The following is a 16,769-nucleotide window of genomic DNA, read 5'->3' on the forward strand; positions in this document are numbered from 1 at the left end:
ACCGGCCCCCGCCCCCTCGGTACCGGAATCCCAAGCGCCGCCGAGCACTACGACGCCGCCACGCCCGGTCCCGGATCCGCAACCGCCACCGCGGGGTACTGCTTACTTGGGAGGAACGGTGTGAACTCGGCCCAGGCGTTGTTCCAGAGTTTGACGATCGCCGGGTAGCGGACACCCCATTTCGTGGTGAACTCACCGAACCGTTCGCGGGCCGCGGCCTCGGTCGCTGCGGTGTAAACCGGTTTGAGGTCACGGCGCATCTCAGCCGTCACCACTGGTCCGATTCACAAACTGCGTAGGTGACGATCGTGGCTATGTTGCTCACCCTGATCTTTGCCCTCGCCGACCACCCGTTAAGCTTAAGCGTCCCACCAGGGTTGGCTGTCGCTAGCGTCGACATGAGGTAGCTGCCCTGGGTGTCGGTGCCGCCGCCGGTAACGTGGGTGCCGTCTGGGCAGACAACCGAGGCCTCCAAACCCCCATCGGCGCCGTAGCCGCTCTCAGTGACGTGGGCGGTGGAGGTGGAGGCCACGCGCTGAGTGGCGGGACCCGCGTCCGCGCAGATCGCGTACCCGGTAACCGAGGCCGCCGTCGAGAGGTTCACCGCTGTCGCGTTCCATGACCGGAGATCGGAAGCAGGAAAGCTGCTGGCGAGGTAGTTCTGGGCGGGGATGCCACCGAAGGGCGTCTTGGCGCCGCCGCCCACAACGTGTGTGCCTGCGGGACAAGGAACCGCCACGCTCACCCTGCCACTCTGGGAGGAGGTCGCGGTCTGGTTGATGATCCGAGTGGCGGGCCCTGAGGTGACGCAGTACGCCCATACGCCGGCTTCGACACTGGCTTGGGGTTCATCCGTTGCGACGGTAGCGAACATGGCCACCGAGTTGGGGCCATCAGCGGTCGAGCGCGGTTCGAGTCGATTGATGTAGGCGTTCGGATGCGCCACTGCGGCGCCGGCACCGGTAAGGCGGCTGCCCGCTGGGCAGGTCGCTGTCGCGACCTGGTCATCGATCCCGGTCTGCATGGTGCTGGTCGCGGAAGTCACGGTAGGCCCCGGCGGGGCGGCTGATGCGGCGGGAAGCAGACCGCCACCGGCGATCGCCAGGACCGACACAGCCACACCGAATCGCGCACGAGCAAGCCTCACTCCACACATCATCGGCTATTCCCCTTCTCAGCAAAGCGCGTGACGCCACCGAAATGGCCTGCTGCATCAGTATTCGTCGCCCTCTGCCCCGCGGATGGCAACGCCCACCCCGTCGGCGCGGTGCCGCGCGGTCGCGAACTGCCTGTGTCGCAAGTCGAATGAAACTCCCTGATCAAGAGGTCGGTCGAACGCTCGGAGAACGTCCGGAGCCGATGAGCGTACGAGCGTGAACGTCTCAGCGCCTATGTATCACTACGCCAGCGGATTCCGATGCACGTTGCGTGTGCGATCAGATCAACGGACCGTCACAATCCAGGGCCGGATCGGAGTCGACGGAGGATTCGTTCAGTGGCGAGAATTCAACCGCAGTCCAAGCGAACTCGGTACAGGCGCAGGACTTCAGCCCATTGCCGCCGATTCCGGTGATGGAGCAACCGGACGCCGAGATGGTGGGGACACCGGAGTCCGTCGCACTATTGGAGGCTATCGTTCGACGGCGAGCTCGGATACATGGCTGGCTGGTGCGCTCGACGTATTCGGTCTTGATCGTCCTGATGACCGCGATGTGGATGTTGCGGCAGTACGAAATCGCCATCGCGGTGGCCGCGGTGGCCGCCTTCTCAGTGTTTCTGCGGCGGCTGGGGAAGGGACCGTTGGCTCGGTCGTACCTGGCCGTGATCCCACCGTACGGGCAGACACTGAGCATTCGCTTCGGCCAGGAAGCATTCGAACTGCAGGACACCAACTACCGAGCCCGCTTCCCGCACAACCGCTTCCGCTCGATAACGGTGGAGCCGACTTCGATCACACTCCGCATGAGAAATACCGAGGTCGCATTTCCGCGGCAATTGTTCCCGGACACAGCGATCGACTATCTTCGCGCCCGACTCGCAGGGCGCGAAGATGTCGCGACTCTGCCGCCGCTACCCCCGCTCCCGTCGCTGGATCAGCCGACTGCCACGGTTACCACGGGACCCCACACCGCCGCACAGCTGGCCTGGGCGGTCACCTGGCGAAGAGCCCGGCAGTTGACTCGGACCAATGCAGCCGTTGCCGCGATACTCATACTGGTCGCCGTCGCGATCGCGGGCAAGCAAGGGCTGGTCGCCTGCGCCGTCGGGGCGGGCATGATGATCCTTGTCGCACTGGCCGCTCGCTTGACCGCGGCGGCGGTCGGCTTCGCCCGACTACGACGAAGTTTCACAAGCTACGCCGCCGACGGCTGCCTGCTCGCCACCCGATTCGACTCCGACGCGGTCGACATACAAACCCCCGAGTTTTACGGCCACGTGCGTTACGACAGAATCACCAAGCTGACCATCTGTCGCCACGCGGTGCTCATGAACCACGATGGACGCGCCACGGTCAATCCGCGGGAATTGTTCCCCGACCGCGCGATAGCCCACATGCGTGCCGCCAATCCACAGCTGCTCTGAGTAGCCGATCACACTGTCGATGTTCGAAGTCATTTTCACCGATTGTTCGAAGTCATGTTCACTGCAATGGGGTGAAGCCTCGCGGCGGTGTATAGCCCAACCGCCGTCGATGGCTCAGGGAGGCGGCGGGCGTGGTGAGCCTGGTCGGGAATTGGGCCGATCCAGGCCGAGCAGGCCAGTCTGCACAGCGGCTTCAAGCGCCGCGGCGGGTAGTGGCGACCGCCCGGTCCACGGCGGCGGACAGTGCCGTGTCGTGCTCATCGATGCCGACCCAGGCGACGTGCCCGTCGGGGCGGATGAGGGCGGCTTGAACGGTGGCCCAGGCGGCGGGGGGCTGGTCGAGGGTTGCGGTGTGCATCACGAGTCCGGGGCGCGTCTGGTCCGCCAGGACGCCCGTAGTCAGGTCGAGCAGCAGATAGCTGTCCGGGCGCAGGCGGGAGAACAGGTGGTTCTGCGAGCCGGTGAAGGTCAGATCGGGTGCGCGGGTGCCGGTGAGCGGGTGGGCTGTCGGGTCCGGGGTGGAGTATCTGGTGGCGAGCCCGGAGAGCCGTTCGGACAGGGCCTTGTTGAGTGCCGGTTGGGTGGCGATCATCCCGCTGAACAGCGAGCGCAGGTCGAGGCCTTCGGGGGTGAAGCCGGTCATCAGCGCGACCTGGGCGCGGCTGTGTTCCATCAGCTGGGCGCCGATGGGGTGGCGCTCGGTGTGGTAGGTGTCGAGCAGGTGGTCAGGGGCCCAGCCGTGGAGGGTGGCGGCGAGTTTCCAGCCGAGGTTGTGGCTGTCCTGGATGCCGACGTTCATCCCGACGCCACCCGCTGGGTAGTGCTGGTGGGCGGCGTCACCGGCGAGCAGGATCCGACCCTGCCGGTACTGGGCGGCCAGCCGAGTAGCGTTGCCGAATCGGGAGAGCCAGACCGGATCGCGCATCCCGAAGTCCCCGCCCGTGATGGCGACGGTCTTGGCTCGCAACTCCTCCAAGGTGAGCTCGCCGGGCCATTGCGCCGTGAGGCTGTCGGGGCTGATGCCGACGACGCGATACCGCTTATCGGGCAGCGGCGCGACCATCACCCCACCCCGGAGCCCGAAGGTGCTGAACCCTGGCCGCGGCGGGCTGTCGAGGGTGACATCGCCCAGCCAGCCCAAGACGGTGGAGGGCGTACCGACGAAGTCGATGCCGGCGGCGGTGCGCACGATGCTGCGGGAGCCGTCGCAGCCGATGAGGAACGCCGCCTGCAGTTCGTACGGCCCGTACAGCCCCTCCACCTGCACGGTCACCGACTCCGCGTGCTCGGTGAACCTGGTGACGCGCTGACCGCGCGCGATCGTGGCGCCGAGCGCAAGCGCGTGTTCCTGCAGCAGTTCCTCGGTGCGGGCCTGGGGCAGGGCCAGGGTGTACGGGAACGGGGTCTCCAGCGCCCGGAAGTCGAGCCGGTCGTCGAGCCCCGCGAAGTGACCGCCCGGAATCGGTGAGCCCTCGGCGAGGAAGGGTTCGTGCACCCCGCGCGAGGCCAGGATCTCGATGGTGCGTGGGTGGATGGTGAGGGCCTTGGAGCGCTGATCGATGTGCGTACGCTCCTCGATGACAGTGACCGAAACCCCGCCCAGCCGCAGTTCGGCGGCGAGCCAGAGCCCGACCGGCCCCCCTCCAGCGATGACAACTTGCTGTTCCATGAACCCATCCCTAGGTCAGTGACCAATAAACTTATATCCAGTACACTAGGTCAGTGACCAATAAGCAAGATGGCAGGGACCGTGGTTCGCGACTGGACCCCGCAACGGTGATCCGCACCGCGCTGGAACTGCTGGACGCAAAGGGCTTAGACGCCCTGTCCACCCGTACGGTCGCCGACCGGCTCGGCGTACGGATGAACACCGTGCTGTGGCATGTGAAGACCAAGGCCCGGATGCTGGAACTGATGGCCGACGCCGTCGTCGGCGAAGCCCCGCTCGATGACCTTCCGGACCCCCCGCTCGAGCGCGTCCGTGAACTGGCCCACCGGTACCGCCGCGCCCTACTCGCCCACCGCGACGGCGCCACGCTCGTCGTCGGCACCTACGCCGCCGAACCACACACCCTGCGTTTCGCCGACACCCTGGTGGGCGCGTTGCTGGACGGAGGACTGGACGAACGCGCGGCCGCCTGGACCGCGTGGACGATCATCTACTTCACCCTCGGCCTCACCCAGGAAGAACAAGCAGCGGCCCACCAGTCCCCGAACGGCCGCCTGACGAACACGGTCTCCGAGACGGCCTACCCCGCCCTCCGCCGCGTCCTCGGTCATCTCGACGCGGAATCATTCGGCGAGCGCTTCGAATTCGGCCTGTCCGCGATCCTCGCGCGAAGGTGACCGGCAGAACCCGCGCCGGCGAATGTCCAGTTGAGGTACGCCCCAGCGCCACGGCAACGACCGAAACGAATCGCGTCAGCTTAGGGTCATATTCCGAGTTTCTTGACACTTGTCCGGTGGGTTCTCAGAATTCATCCTGACATCCCAGGTTCGGAAGGGCAGCGATGCGGGTCGGCTATATCCGGGTCAGCACGGTCGATCAGAACACCGTGCGCCAACTCGACGGGATCGATATCGAACGCAGTTTTGTCGACAAGGCATCGGGCAAGGACACCGCGCGACCCAAGCTCGATGAGTTAATCGCGTTCGTCCGCGACGGCGACACCGTGATCGTGCACTCGATGGACCGGCTCGCCCGCAACCTCGACGATCTGCGCCACCTCGTGAGGTTGCTGACCGGTAAGGGAGTGCGGGTGGAGTTCGTCAAGGAGGACCTGACCTTCACCGGGGAGGACTCGCCGATGGCGACCCTGCTGTTGAGCGTGATGGGCGCCTTCGCCGAGTTCGAACGCGCCCTGATCCTGGAACGCCAGCGAGAAGGGATCGCCGCGGCCAAGGCTCGCGGCGCGTACACCGGCCGCAAGCCGGCACTGAGCCCCGCCGAAGCCGACCAGCTGCGGGCCCGCGCCGCTGCGGGAGAGCGGAAGTCGTTGCTGGCCATAGAATTCGGGATCAGCCGCGAAACCGTCTACAGCTACCTGCGGGCCGAACCGGTCGAAGTGGTCACAGGTTGAGGCGAGCCCGCAGCTGCCCGAGATCGTCCTCGGTGACCTCGCCTTGGGGGTCGTGCGCGTCGTCAAGGCGGTGGCGTAGCTCGAGCTCCTCGCAGAATTGGCCGATCACCTGCCGGATCTCGGTGGGTTCGAACCCTTCCCGGGCCAGGATCACCGCGGCCTCGTCGGCGGTGACGGATCGCTGCCACAACGGTTGCGGGTCCAGGTAGAGGAAGTGCGGCGGAATACCCCGGCTGATCAGGTAGTCGCGCTCGTGGACGACCTTTTCGGGGCTAGCGTTGACGCCTGGAGGATCGGCAGATCATGCTTTTGAGCTAGCCGCCTGGCGCGCGGTCGTGGGTCCCGTGGCGCCGAGGCAGTCCTCAACCAATGTCCTGACATACTGCGGGGCGCACGTTCGCGAACGTACAGCGGGCCGCCCGCTGATCGATTGGCCCCCAACGCCTCTGGAACATCCGGAGCTGTCGAGGTGCGGACGCTTCCGAGTCTCCGTGGGGCCTTTCCCGCCATACTGATCAGGTGATAGATGAGAAGATCGCACGGTTGGTCCAGGAGAACCTGTTGGTCGTCCCCAACCCCTTGGTCCAGTGGAACCATGAGCTGTTTTGGGCGTCTGTATGGGAATCGGATCCTCAGCGAGTTCGAGTCTCTCTGATGGTGCCCCGCGATAACGCCGACCCGTTCGTTCAGGTACTCATCGCGTTCGAGGTAACCGAAGAACAGCCCGAGGTCCAGGCTGCGCGCATCGTAGCTTCACTTCAAGCTCCGCATCCTCTGAAAAACGCCGAAGTCTGCGCTGGCGACACGGCATACGCGGAACAACTCGGGTACACCTAGCCACCAGCCGCGCCGCACCTGATCCGCTCGGGCTCAACCGTGCTGCAGCCGACGACCACGAACGCCCGCACCGCTGCGAGGGCGTTGGTCGCTTGGCCGGATTGGTTGGCCGACAGGGCTTCCCGACGCGCGGTAATAGCCGAGTGGCGGGTGTTCGCCGGGCGCGGCGATATGGCTCCCTCAAAGTCGCGTCAGCGCGGCAATAAAATAGATCGGCTCCCCGGCGGGCCGCTGCTACGTTGACACGGGTGCCCACCTTCGAGGAGATCACCCGACACCACGAGCCCGACCCCGCCGAGAGCCCATGGGTGGACGGCCCCCCTCCACCGGAAACGGTCTCGATCGTTGCCTACCAGCCCGAGTGGCCGCGCCGCTACCAGGCCGCGGCGACGGAGATCCGCGCGGCGCTCGGCCCGGCGGTGATGGACATCGAGCATGTCGGGTCTACCTCCGTCGAAGGACTGGCCGCCAAGGACGTCATCGACATAGATCTGACGGTGGCCGATCCCCGCGACGAGGAGCGGTACGTCCCTCTGCTCACGCGAATCGGCTACATCCTCACGGTTCGGGAGCCATCCTGGCACGAACACCGGTGTCTGAGGCGGGCCGATCCCCGCGTGAACCTGCATGTGTTCGGACCAGAGTGCCCGGAGGTCATCCGGCACCGCATGTTCCGCGACTGGCTGCGGGCCCACCCGGAGGACCGCACGCAGTACGAGGACGCCAAACGAGCGGCGGTCCCAGGAGGTGGACACGTCATGGACTACAACGCGCGCAAGCAGGAGACCGTCCGCGCGATTTATGACCGGCTGTTCCGCGCGGCGGGAATGCTATAGACACCCAGATTCCAACCCAAATTTGGGGCGAGATCACCCCCGACTCTGCGATAAAACACCGCACAGACACCGGTCCCACCGCCGCCCGGCGACCGTTCAGTTCGCGCAGGAGGTGGCCCCTGTGACACAGAGCTTCCTGCCACCGGTCATCCCGTCATCGACCCGTCCGTACCTGCGAAGCTGCGACACTCCGCCGGAGCCGAGATCGGTCAGCACGTCCTGCTCATCGCCCCGACCAACCGCTCCCACTTGGTCATCGTTCCGCGTCATCTATTCGACGATCTGCTCTTCGTTCCCCTCAGCGCGATGCTCGGCGGTGATCTGAGATGACACACCCGACTGCGGACACCGCGGTGCTCGAGGCCGCCCTGCTGGGGACTGTCGGTTTAACGGCGGATCCGATCTCGGTGTGGGTTAGTTGCCGGTCGGGGTGATCCGGCCTTTTGCCGGCTGGTCAGGAGAGGTGCTGTCGTAGCTGGGTGAGGGCGGTGGTGGCTATCTGCTCCCACCACTGGTCGCCGACTTCGTGGGTGAGGTTGATGGCCTGGCGGTAATGATTGACGGCCGCGTCGACGGCGTGCGCGTCGGCCAGGACCATGCCGAGTCCGATCAGTGCTATCGACTCGCCCCACCGGTCCCCGCTCGCGCGGGTGAGCCGCAAGGCCTGCTCCAGGTATCGGCCGGCGTGCGGCGGTGGACTGGTGAATCCGAGACCGATGGCGGCCAGTCCTTCGCCCCAGCGGTCGCCCACCTCTCGGGCGAGTTCGACGGCCTGTCGGAATTGGGTGGCTCCTTCGCTGTTGTGTCCCGTGTGGAAGTGCAGGTCCCCGAGTCCGACCAGCGCTCGCGCCATGCCACAACGGTCACCGGTCCGTTCGTACAGTTCGGCCGCTCGCCGGTGATGCTCCAGCGCTTCGGCGTGGTCGCCGCGGCGGGCGTGGATGAAGCCGAGGTGGTTGTGGGTCTTGGCCTGGCCCCAGATGTCGTTGTCCGCAAGGTCGAGTTCGAGCGCACGGTGGTGCTCATCGATCGCCTCGGCCGAGCGCCCGACCCGCCAGTAGCCGAGGCCGAGGCTCTTGCGGATCTCGGCCTCAGCGGCGGTGTCACCCAGCTGCCGGGTGCTGGCCAGGGCGATGTGGTGGGTTTCGATGTGCAGGTGCAGATGGCCACGGATGAAGAAATAGCGCCACAGCGGTTGGGTGAGCTGCCAGCTCTGTTCGTGATGCCCGCGCGCGGCCGCGGCGGCGACGATGGCGGCCAGGTTCAGGCGTTCGGCATCGAACCATGCCAGCGCGTCTGCGGCCGTGTGCAGTGTGGGCAGGTGAGCCGGTGCGGCGCCGGGGATCGGGAACCGCTTGCGTGTCGGTTCCAGCAGGTCAGCGGCCATCGCGGCGACGTGGATGTAGTAGGCGTAGGTGCGGACGGTGGCTTCGCGCCGTTGGCGCGCGGGCTCGGTCTGGCCCATCTGCCGGGCATGATCACGGATCAGGTCGTGGAAGCGGTACCGGTCGAGGGTGACCTCGTGCAGCAGGTGCACATCAACGAGATCCTCAAGTCCCGAGGTGGTTTCCTCAACCGTCGAATCGATGATCGCCGCGGCCACGGCCGCGCTGATATCCGCGCCAGGGAAGTCGCCGACCAACCGGAACAGCCGCTGCTGCGCCGGGGTCAGCTGGCGGTATGACAGCGTCAGCGCGGCACTCACGCTGCGGTCTCCGGCGCGCAGGGCGGGCAGGCGCCGCTGCTCGTTTCGTAACAGCGACAACAGGTGCCCTATCGTCCACGACGGCCGGTCCCGGAATCGGGCCGCAGCGATCCGGATCGCCAACGGTAGCAATCCACACAGCTGAGTGACTTCACGAATTTGCCTGTCCTGTCCGATGATTCGCTGCTCCCCGGTTACCCGTGCGAACAGGTCGACCGCCTCGACGTCGGTGAGCACCTCCAGCGGAACCGTGCTGACCGCGTCCAGGCTGGTCAGCCGGGTTCTGCTGGTGATGAGGAACTGGCAGTTCGTGCCGCCGCCCGGCAGCAGTGGCCGGGCCTGGGCAGCGTCGGCGACATCATCGAGCACCACGAGCGCGTCCCGGCCGACCAGCAGCGATCGCCACAGCGCCGCGCTCTGGTCGACCTGATCCGGGATCCGGTGCCCGTCGACGCCGAGCTGGCGCAACAGTGCGTCCAAGGCGGCCTGCGCGGTCAGTGGCGTGTGGGTGCCGCTGTGGGTGTGTAGATCGACGAACAGCAGTCCGTCCGGAAACCGGTCAGCGAGAGTGTGTCCCACATGGACAGCCAGCGCCGTCTTACCGATGCCGGCCATCCCGCTCAGCGCGTGCACACCTGGGACATTCGCGGTCCGCAATGCCTGGGTCACCCGGTCCATCTCGGCGGTCCGGCCGACGAAGTCGTCCATGTCGCGAGGCAGGAAGTTGGGACCGCCCAGCGAGCGGCGGCTCGGTACGGAGATTTCCTGCCGCAGCACCGTCAGCTGCGCGGCGCGGATCTCCGGGCCCGGTTCGATGCCCAGCTCTGTCGAGAGTCGTTCGGTCAGATCATCGAACAGTTCCAAGGCGGCCGCCTGCTGCCCGCTGCCCGCCAGCGCGGTCATGAGCCGTGAGTGCAGGCCCTCGTGCAGCGGCTCGTCGGTGCGAACCGCCTCGAGCTGTGTGACGGTTTGCTCGTACCGGCCGAGCACGCACCCGATGTCGGCGAAGGCGAGCGCCGCCGAGAGCCGTTGTCTCGACAGCGCGCCCGCACCGGGATGCCACGCCAGCGGTTCGTGCCCGGACAAAACCGGGCCACGCCAACAGTCCAGGGCACGCGCGTAGGTCTCGTGCGCGGTGTCCAACTCTCCTGCTTCGGCAGCGTCGCGCGCCCGTATCGTCAATTCGCCGAACTGCAGGAGATCCAGCTGTTCCGGGTCGAGGTCGAGGCGGCAGAACCCGCGGCCGGCCGTCAACCGCAGGCCTGGGCCGAGTCGTTGCCGCAGCCGCCGTGCGTACCGGCTCAGTAGCTCGGCATGGGACACCGGCGGTCGGTCGGCCCACACCGTCGCGGCGACGTCGGCCAGCGATACCGGCTGATTCACGTGCAATGCCAATAGTCCGAGCAGAGTCGCCGCACGGGTGTCGCCCATCGCCACCTGCGTACTGTTGTGTTCGAGGACGAGTGGTCCGAGTACACCGATCCGCAGTGTCCGGGCAGTCGTTCGCGGGGTCGGTTCATCCAGTGCGGCGAGCAACTGACGTACCGACGCTATTCGAGGATTGCGGACGACGCCGTGCTCGAGATCGCGCAGCGTGCGCACGCCGACTCCGGCCCGCTGCGCCAGCTCGGATTGGGTGATGCCCAGTTTGCCGCGCCGCTGCCGCAGTAGCTCCGACAGCACGGCCGGATCCAACCCCATCCGGTCGCTCCTCCCCGGTCCCAGCTTTCCCGTGCTCTGTAGTGCTCAGTCCATATTCTGCTACTCGATTCCTGCCACGGGTAGCAGTGCTGACACGTCTTGCGTCGATACCGCCGATGCTGGAGTGCGCATCCGGGCCGCGGCCGACAGCGTGGCCGCCCCCGGACTAAGCAGCGGCAGAATTGCCGGTGCAATTGCCTCTTCGTCGACCCGATCAGTGCCGGACCGCGGTGTTCACGCAGGTAGACGCACTCATCGCGTACCGGATCAGCGGTCGCTGCGAAAGCCGCGCCGCTGCTCATGCCGGTTGCTAAGGTCAGAACTCGGATAGTTCATAGCGGCTGCGACGCCGTGAATACACGGTTCCGTACGACGGGGGCATCATCTGAGACATTTTCGCTGGGCGTACCGGAATTGGTCAGAAAGTGACGAGTTCGGCCACGCTGCCGGCAATGACAATGCGCTCGGTAAGGGGGGAGCACATTGGTATCGACAAATAGTGAACAACCTTGGTCGAAACCGAATCGATCACAACATTCAGGGGGTGGGAGATGCTCGACGGTCAGTTCGAGGAGATCTTCGAACATGCAGAGCAACAGATAGCGGAACTTCAGGAGTCCAGCGCGTGTTCAGGAACTGCCGAGTGCTGTTCCGATTCGATCCTGACAGTCCGATCAGTCAGGCCGGGTAATCGAGGTTCATACCGTGGGGGATCAATGAAGAGAGGGAGGATGCGACGTGGTCGATCAAGGTCGGCGGTTGGGTGTTCACCTGTACGAGCTGGAGAAAGCGGCGAAGGTTGACTTCCCTACGATCTCGAGTGACTTCGGTGCTGCGATCGGCAACTGTGACCGGGTTCGGAGTGCGGTGGAGCAAGTGATGCGGCGTCCTGAGCATTTCGGCGGTGACGCGCTCGGTCCGGTGTATCCGGCCTACCTCGATCTGCACGACGTCGTGGCGGGATTCCTGAAGGAAACCAGAACATATCTGGACGGCACAGCTGCTGCGCTGGACAGGGCAGCGCAATTATACGCAGGAGTCGATAGGCAGTCGGCCAACGAGATGAACCGCCGCGTGCATGAGGACCCGGAAATGGGCGGTAGACCATGAGTTTTGAGCAGCTCATGCAACACGCACACGACATCATAGAGAAGGGTGCCGCCCTGGCGTTCAAGCAGCACGGCGGGATCACTATCGACAAGTTCAGGTGGGCCCTCCAGTTCGTCGAGCCATTGTTCGAGCCGTTTTCCAGGATGCCCGATCCGGCGAGTTACGACCCGCTGATCACTGAGCTGACAATGGCTATGCAAAAGTTGATGACCCAGTCGACTCCGGCCACTAAACTAAGCCAGGACGTGGCATTTGTCGGGACGCACCTGGATAAAATACAGGCCGACAGTGACTATTTGCAGGGCTGGGACGGTCGGGGCGCGATGGCATTCAAGACAGAAGTCCTCGGGTCCTTCAAAACGAGGACCGGAAACCTCTTCACGGCGTTGTCGACAATGAGAGGTGTCCTCCAAGCGCATCAGGAGATGTGGCGCAATGCGCGCGACGACATCGACAAGATCGCGGAGACAACGCTCAATGCGCTGGACCATGCCGACGCAAGCTCCGATCCGGCTACTTTGCCCTTCGTGTTCTCGGTGCTTGCTGCGGTAGGCACGGTCACTGCAGGGATTATCACCATCGCGACCGGAGGCGCTACCGCGCCGATCGTCGCGATCGGCTCGGCGGCGTCCGTCGGTAGCGCTAGCGTCGCCGGTTCTAAAATGGAATCAGGAACCACCTGCGACTCGATCATCAAGTCGATGAGCCAGGCCATCGACGACCTCACCGCCCACATTCACTGGGTGGAGATGGGAGATATGACTGCGAAAATAGTAGATATAAATTCGGCAATAAGCGGAAACAAGAAACTATTCGTCTCCGATCCTCCGAAACTGGCCGGGATGAACGATCGCGACCTCATGGGCGATAACGGTATGGGCCGCCTGAGCTAGGAGCCAGACCATGCGAGATTTGGCCGAGCGGTTATCCGGCATTCGGGTACGGGTGCGTGCGCCCGGGACAGAAATCGAAGCCGAATTGTCCGGGCGAACCGATATTGCATTGTTCTTCGGAGAAAACGCTTACGCATTCGCCGATGAACAGATACTGGAGCAGGCGCTGACCAGTATCGCAAAGCTGCTGTGGGTAGGATGGCGGCGGCAGTACCTGAGAGCGATCGAGGACACCAACCTGATCGTCGGTGCCGTTGATTCGACAGATACAAAATTCTTCGCCGAACGAGACCAGGTCGAGGCTGTCGGCGTATCGAGCGATCATCGAATCACCGTCTCCTCGACAGGCATGCGGAATTTCTCGGTTCACATCGAACCCGGCACCGTACGCGAGTTAGCTGAAAGCCAGTTCGGCAGCGGCGTCGCCGAAGCAGCCGCACTCTTGATCCAGGATCATCAGGAGAAAGTCCAAGGACTTAAACAGCGGTATTATGACTCCGGCGACTCCGAGCCCGGCCCGATATCCAGCTTCATCGAAGCGAACTCGGCGCGACTGGAATTCGAACGTCAACAGCAGAGTTCAGACGACGACACGGACAGGCCCCGTTCGAACGGGGCCTGCGAGAGTGCCTGGTGAGGCTGACCCGAGGCCCGCGGTAACAGCGAGAAGTTCTGAAACATCCACGACGATGCCTCGCGCCTGGGGCACCTTCACTATGAGAGATCGAGGTTTCTGTTGTACCACCCGCCGTCGTCGACTCGAAGGTGGTTTCGATGATCCAGCGACGGTAACGCTCACTCGTCGGAACGAGCGAATGTTTGCTATGCATGCGCTAGTCCGGTCAGCTCGTGGGGAACCAGCAAGATCGGTGACACACACGATGGAAAGCGATGACAGTTACCGTGATCAGAACCTCGGCTCGTCCCAGCTCACCGACGCTGCTGGTGACAGATGTGGCAGTCACTAACACCAACTGCGGTTGACCGTGCAATCTGTCGCCACACGTTAGCTGGCTGAACCGCCTCTGGTTGGGATATCCCGCTCGGCGGACGTTCTGCTGGAACGGTTCAAAGACGAAGGCGGGGACGGGGTCACCAACGACTTCCGCGCCGGCGTCCTCTTCACGGTCGCGCTACTGGCCGACCCTACCTTCGACTACTGACGCCCGGCCCCGTGTTCAGCCCGGGAACGCGTCGCCCGTCGCCCCGAGGCGTGCCGTGGCCGTCGCCACCGTCGCCAGCCGACCGTAGTCCAGCGTTTCCGGCACGTCCGACGCCCGGTGGTAGTGCGCGTTGCGGAAGTTGGCCGTGCCCGTGAGCATCAGCGCTGGGATCCGCCGGTTCCAGTAGGCCGCGTGGTCGCTGCGGCCCAGGTGGCCCAGGGCCGGGACCGCGAGGCCGATCGCCGCGCCCAGCGGTCCGTCCGGGCGGGGGTCACGCAACAGAACGGCCGGAAGCGCGGGGTCGGCCCGCGCCGCCGCCGCGCGCCAGAGTTCCGCCGCGCGCTGCGAAGAGCGCCGGTGCACCACCAGCGTGAAGTCGCCGCGGTGCCCGGACTCCTGTACCTGTGCGACCGCCGGGCCGAAGGCCAGCCCCGCGCCCTTCGGCAGCCGCTGAGTCCCCGGCGCGTCCGCGAAGTAACCGACGGACTCCAGACAGACCATGCCCGCGACGGGCCGCGAGCGGGTCTGCGTACGGGCCGCCGCGCGGGCCCCGACCAGGCCGACCTCCTCATGGTCGAAGACCATCAGGGTCACCGCAGGCCGCTCGGGGCGGGCCGCGAGCAGCCGGGCCACCTCCAGAACGACCGCAACGCCCGAGGCGTTGTCGTCGGCGCCCGGCGAGCCGTAAACCGTGTCCAGATGGGCACCGATCACCACGGTCGGCCCGGGGGCGGTGCCCGGCAGTTCCGCGCGCAGGTTCGCGCCGGTCAGTCGCGGGTGAACTCGGACCTTCAGGGGCAGAGCCCGGTTCCCGTGCCGGTCCGTGCAGCCGACCACCCAGCGGGCGGTGAACGGCTCGCGCTGCACCTGCCAGCCGGCGGAGGCCAGTTCGCTCGCCACGTACTCCTCTGCCAGGACCATCGCCTCCGGCGCGTGCCGGCGGCTGCGCGGCCCGGCGGCGAGCACCTGGACGTCGTGCCGCAGCCGGACGGGGTCGGCGGGTCCTACGTCCTCAGCCATGTCCGAAGTGTAGGCACGGCGACCGCTGCGCCCCGTTCCCGGCACAATCCACCCGTCCGACTTGCTTAAGTTCAGAGAAGCAGGCGTGCTCATGTGAGCAAGGCGTGGCGTAGGGGCGGGCGCAGTTGCCGAGTTCGAGCTTGCGCCTGTCGAAATGTTCTTCGAACTCGGCCCATTCGGTGTCGGTGACCGGGCGGTATTCGGTCTTGGGCCGCATCTCGCGGCGGCGTTGCAGGTGGGCTTGGTAGTGGCGGACGACGTCTTCTTCGAAGACCGCGACGTAGCCATGGGTGGTTTCGAGGTTGAGGTGTCCGAGCAATGCTGCGCCGATGTGGATCGCCAGGCCGTTGTTGACCAGGTCGGTGGCGAAAAGCCTGCGGAAGTCGTGGGGCTCGACGAATCGCTTCGGTGGCGCTTATCCGCTTGCGATCGGCCCAGCCGCGGAGCACACCGGCGACATCGGGTGCGAGGTTGATGACCGGCTCACCGGCCGCACCGCACCGACGCCGCCGTCGAATGGCAGCGGCTGGGCGCGCGCGTGCGAGTCCGCAGCCGCGACCAACACCGGCGGGTCCGGCAAGAAATAGCAACAGCCACAACAATTTTCGCGATGCCCCGGGTTTGACACCCGGGGCATCGCCGCATTAGCGCCGGATTCTGGCCGGTTGCGCCACTACTCCCAGTGCTCCTGTCCACAGTGCCGAAGCTCTGGTTTCCGAGGTCAGCACTTCGTAGTGCAGATCACGCAGCTCCCGTGACGGGTCGATGCCCAGTTCCGTGGCGAGGATGCGGTGGACGTCCTGATAGGCCGCCAAAGCCTCACCCCGTCGCCCGGACCGGCTGAGCGCCAGAATGAGCCGGCTGTGGAACCATTCGTTCAGGGGATGGGTGACGACGAGGTTGCGGAGTTCGGCGACGAGTTCGCGGTGGCGCCCGAGCTGGAGTTCGGCGTCGATGCGGAGTTCGAGCGCGAGGATTCGCTGTTCCTCCATGTGCGCGACATGCGCCTTGAGAACCGATCCGACGTGAACATTGGCCAGAGCCGTTCCAGTCCATAAGTTCAGGGCTCGTCGCAGTACCTCGACACCCTGCTCGGGCTCATGATCGTCCAGGTGCTTGCGGCCTTGCTCGGTAAGGTGGGTGAATCGCTGAGCGTCGGTCTGGCAACCCACGAGGTGCATCACATAGCCGTGGTCCTCGGTGGAAATCATGTCGTGCCGCTTGATGCCGAATTCGTGGTTGAACTGCCGTCGCAGCTGGTAGATGTAGGTCTGCGCGGTGGTGACCGCACTTCGGGGCGGTTTGTCGTCCCACAATTCGTCGACCAGCGTTTCTACCGCTACCGCACTGTTGGCGCGAAAAAGAAACAGTGCAAGTACTTTGCGGACGCTGGGCGATGTCACGACGATACGACGACCTTCGTGACACATTTCCAGCGCGCCAAGCATTGAGAATGTAACTGACCAGTCGGTTTCCACTGGCATGGTGTCCTCCCCCAGCTGTTTGATCCCCTCGCATCGACCGACATCGTCGATGTGGCGCTCCCGCCGGACTGACACTTTCGAATGCAGCGAACCGGGTCAGCCTGTTCGGCAAGGAACCTATGCAATATAGCGCACTTTCGACACAAACAGGAATGGCGCGCAGTCAAATCGCGGAATAGCCCGACCGGTATGCGGCATATGCCCGATCCTTTATTAGGCGATATATCGTCGATCCTCACGTTTTTGCACATACAACAGCACGATGGAATTCGCGTACCACCGACCGGGCCCCGCATGGTCTTCCACATTCCGGAAGTCGGCATCCGCAAAAATGCCGACAACACGTGGATACTCCGC

Annotated in this window: 15 protein-coding genes and 1 pseudogene; 8 read left to right on the forward strand and 8 right to left on the reverse strand. The window is 65.0% G+C overall.

Annotated features, from left to right (window positions below; translation table 11 throughout):
* Positions 1-110 precede the first annotated feature (110 nt).
* Positions 111-251 (reverse strand): annotated as a pseudogene (locus tag ABZ942_RS42275) (transposase); the annotation flags it as partial.
* 17 nt (positions 252-268) lie between these two features.
* Positions 269-1,045 carry a hypothetical protein gene (locus ABZ942_RS42280; protein WP_357391908.1) on the reverse strand — a complete coding sequence of 259 codons (777 nt, stop codon included), beginning with the start codon at positions 1,043-1,045 and terminating at the stop codon, positions 269-271.
* A gap of 527 nt (positions 1,046-1,572) precedes the next feature.
* On the opposite strand from ABZ942_RS42280, the gene ABZ942_RS42285 reads away from it, so the two are divergent.
* Positions 1,573-2,583 carry a hypothetical protein gene (locus tag ABZ942_RS42285; RefSeq protein ID WP_357391909.1) on the forward strand — a complete coding sequence of 337 codons (1,011 nt, stop codon included), beginning with the start codon at positions 1,573-1,575 and terminating at the stop codon, positions 2,581-2,583.
* A 193-nt stretch (positions 2,584-2,776) separates the two neighbouring features.
* Here the strand turns inward: ABZ942_RS42285 and ABZ942_RS42290 are convergent, their stop codons facing one another.
* A complete protein-coding gene (locus ABZ942_RS42290) occupies positions 2,777-4,252 on the reverse strand; it encodes an FAD-dependent monooxygenase (protein WP_357391910.1) in 1,476 nt (491 codons plus the stop codon).
* 53 nt (positions 4,253-4,305) lie between these two features.
* On the opposite strand from ABZ942_RS42290, the gene ABZ942_RS42295 reads away from it, so the two are divergent.
* Together ABZ942_RS42295 and ABZ942_RS42300 are read left to right on the forward strand one after the other, a co-directional pair.
* Positions 4,306-4,929, forward strand: coding sequence for a TetR/AcrR family transcriptional regulator C-terminal domain-containing protein (locus ABZ942_RS42295; protein WP_357391911.1), 624 nt, complete (start codon positions 4,306-4,308; stop codon positions 4,927-4,929).
* A gap of 164 nt (positions 4,930-5,093) precedes the next feature.
* A complete protein-coding gene (locus ABZ942_RS42300) occupies positions 5,094-5,663 on the forward strand; it encodes a recombinase family protein (protein ID WP_357391912.1) in 570 nt (189 codons plus the stop codon).
* Here the strand turns inward: ABZ942_RS42300 and ABZ942_RS42305 are convergent.
* Positions 5,653-5,853, reverse strand: a complete 201-nt coding sequence (locus ABZ942_RS42305; RefSeq protein WP_357391913.1) for a hypothetical protein — start codon at positions 5,851-5,853, stop codon at positions 5,653-5,655. The two genes, ABZ942_RS42300 and ABZ942_RS42305, sit on opposite strands and share 11 nt — an antisense overlap.
* Positions 5,854-6,182: 329 nt before the next feature.
* On the opposite strand from ABZ942_RS42305, the gene ABZ942_RS42310 reads away from it, so the two are divergent.
* Complete coding sequence (locus tag ABZ942_RS42310; protein ID WP_357391914.1) at positions 6,183-6,500, forward strand: hypothetical protein; 318 nt, start codon at positions 6,183-6,185, stop codon at positions 6,498-6,500.
* A 248-nt stretch (positions 6,501-6,748) separates the two neighbouring features.
* Positions 6,749-7,336, forward strand: coding sequence for a GrpB family protein (locus ABZ942_RS42315; protein ID WP_357391915.1), 588 nt, complete (start codon positions 6,749-6,751; stop codon positions 7,334-7,336).
* Between the two features lie 454 nt (positions 7,337-7,790).
* Here the strand turns inward: ABZ942_RS42315 and ABZ942_RS42320 are convergent, their stop codons facing one another.
* A complete protein-coding gene (locus ABZ942_RS42320; protein WP_357391916.1) occupies positions 7,791-10,742 on the reverse strand; it encodes a BTAD domain-containing putative transcriptional regulator in 2,952 nt (983 codons plus the stop codon).
* Between the two features lie 738 nt (positions 10,743-11,480).
* Between ABZ942_RS42320 and ABZ942_RS42325 the strand changes: the two genes are divergently transcribed.
* The 3 genes from ABZ942_RS42325 to ABZ942_RS42335 are packed head-to-tail and all read left to right on the forward strand — an operon-like array spanning position 11,481 to position 13,382.
* Entirely contained in the window at positions 11,481-11,852 is a 372-nt protein-coding gene (locus ABZ942_RS42325) for a hypothetical protein (protein WP_357391917.1), read from the forward strand.
* The gene (locus ABZ942_RS42330) at positions 11,849-12,745 is read left to right on the forward strand and encodes a hypothetical protein (protein ID WP_357391918.1); all 897 of its coding nucleotides are present in this window, start codon (positions 11,849-11,851) and stop codon (positions 12,743-12,745) included. The genes ABZ942_RS42325 and ABZ942_RS42330 overlap by 4 nt, the downstream gene beginning before the upstream one ends.
* A 10-nt stretch (positions 12,746-12,755) precedes the next feature.
* Positions 12,756-13,382 (forward strand): hypothetical protein, encoded by a 627-nt coding sequence (locus tag ABZ942_RS42335; protein ID WP_357391919.1) that lies wholly within the window; start codon positions 12,756-12,758, stop codon positions 13,380-13,382.
* 541 nt (positions 13,383-13,923) lie between these two features.
* Here ABZ942_RS42335 and ABZ942_RS42340 read toward each other — a convergent pair.
* The 3 genes from ABZ942_RS42340 to ABZ942_RS42350 form a co-directional block, all read right to left on the reverse strand.
* A complete protein-coding gene (locus ABZ942_RS42340; RefSeq protein WP_357391920.1) occupies positions 13,924-14,928 on the reverse strand; it encodes a M28 family peptidase in 1,005 nt (334 codons plus the stop codon).
* A complete protein-coding gene (locus ABZ942_RS42345) occupies positions 14,921-15,247 on the reverse strand; it encodes a hypothetical protein (RefSeq protein ID WP_357391921.1) in 327 nt (108 codons plus the stop codon). Before ABZ942_RS42345 ends, ABZ942_RS42340 begins: the two co-directional genes overlap by 8 nt.
* Before the next feature lie 325 nt (positions 15,248-15,572).
* Positions 15,573-16,412, reverse strand: a complete 840-nt coding sequence (locus ABZ942_RS42350) for an AfsR/SARP family transcriptional regulator (protein WP_357391922.1) — start codon at positions 16,410-16,412, stop codon at positions 15,573-15,575.
* Between the last annotated feature and the right edge of the window lie 357 nt (positions 16,413-16,769).

This window comes from Nocardia sp. NPDC046473 (genome assembly GCF_040645995.1).
In the GTDB taxonomy this organism is placed as follows: domain Bacteria; phylum Actinomycetota; class Actinomycetes; order Mycobacteriales; family Mycobacteriaceae; genus Nocardia.

What these genes read in the sequence shown, in the direction of transcription:
- ABZ942_RS42285 (WP_357391909.1), top strand. Translation starts at nt 1,573, where the DNA reads ATGGAGCAACCGGACGCCGAGATGGTGGGGACACCGGAGTCCGTCGCA.
- ABZ942_RS42290 (WP_357391910.1), bottom strand. Translation starts at nt 4,252, where the DNA reads ATGGAACAGCAAGTTGTCATCGCTGGAGGGGGGCCGGTCGGGCTCTGG.
- ABZ942_RS42300 (WP_357391912.1), top strand. Translation starts at nt 5,094, where the DNA reads ATGCGGGTCGGCTATATCCGGGTCAGCACGGTCGATCAGAACACCGTG.
- ABZ942_RS42320 (WP_357391916.1), bottom strand. Translation starts at nt 10,742, where the DNA reads ATGGGGTTGGATCCGGCCGTGCTGTCGGAGCTACTGCGGCAGCGGCGC.
- ABZ942_RS42330 (WP_357391918.1), top strand. Translation starts at nt 11,849, where the DNA reads ATGAGTTTTGAGCAGCTCATGCAACACGCACACGACATCATAGAGAAG.
- ABZ942_RS42335 (WP_357391919.1), top strand. Translation starts at nt 12,756, where the DNA reads ATGCGAGATTTGGCCGAGCGGTTATCCGGCATTCGGGTACGGGTGCGT.
- ABZ942_RS42340 (WP_357391920.1), bottom strand. Translation starts at nt 14,928, where the DNA reads ATGGCTGAGGACGTAGGACCCGCCGACCCCGTCCGGCTGCGGCACGAC.
- ABZ942_RS42350 (WP_357391922.1), bottom strand. Translation starts at nt 16,412, where the DNA reads ATGCCAGTGGAAACCGACTGGTCAGTTACATTCTCAATGCTTGGCGCG.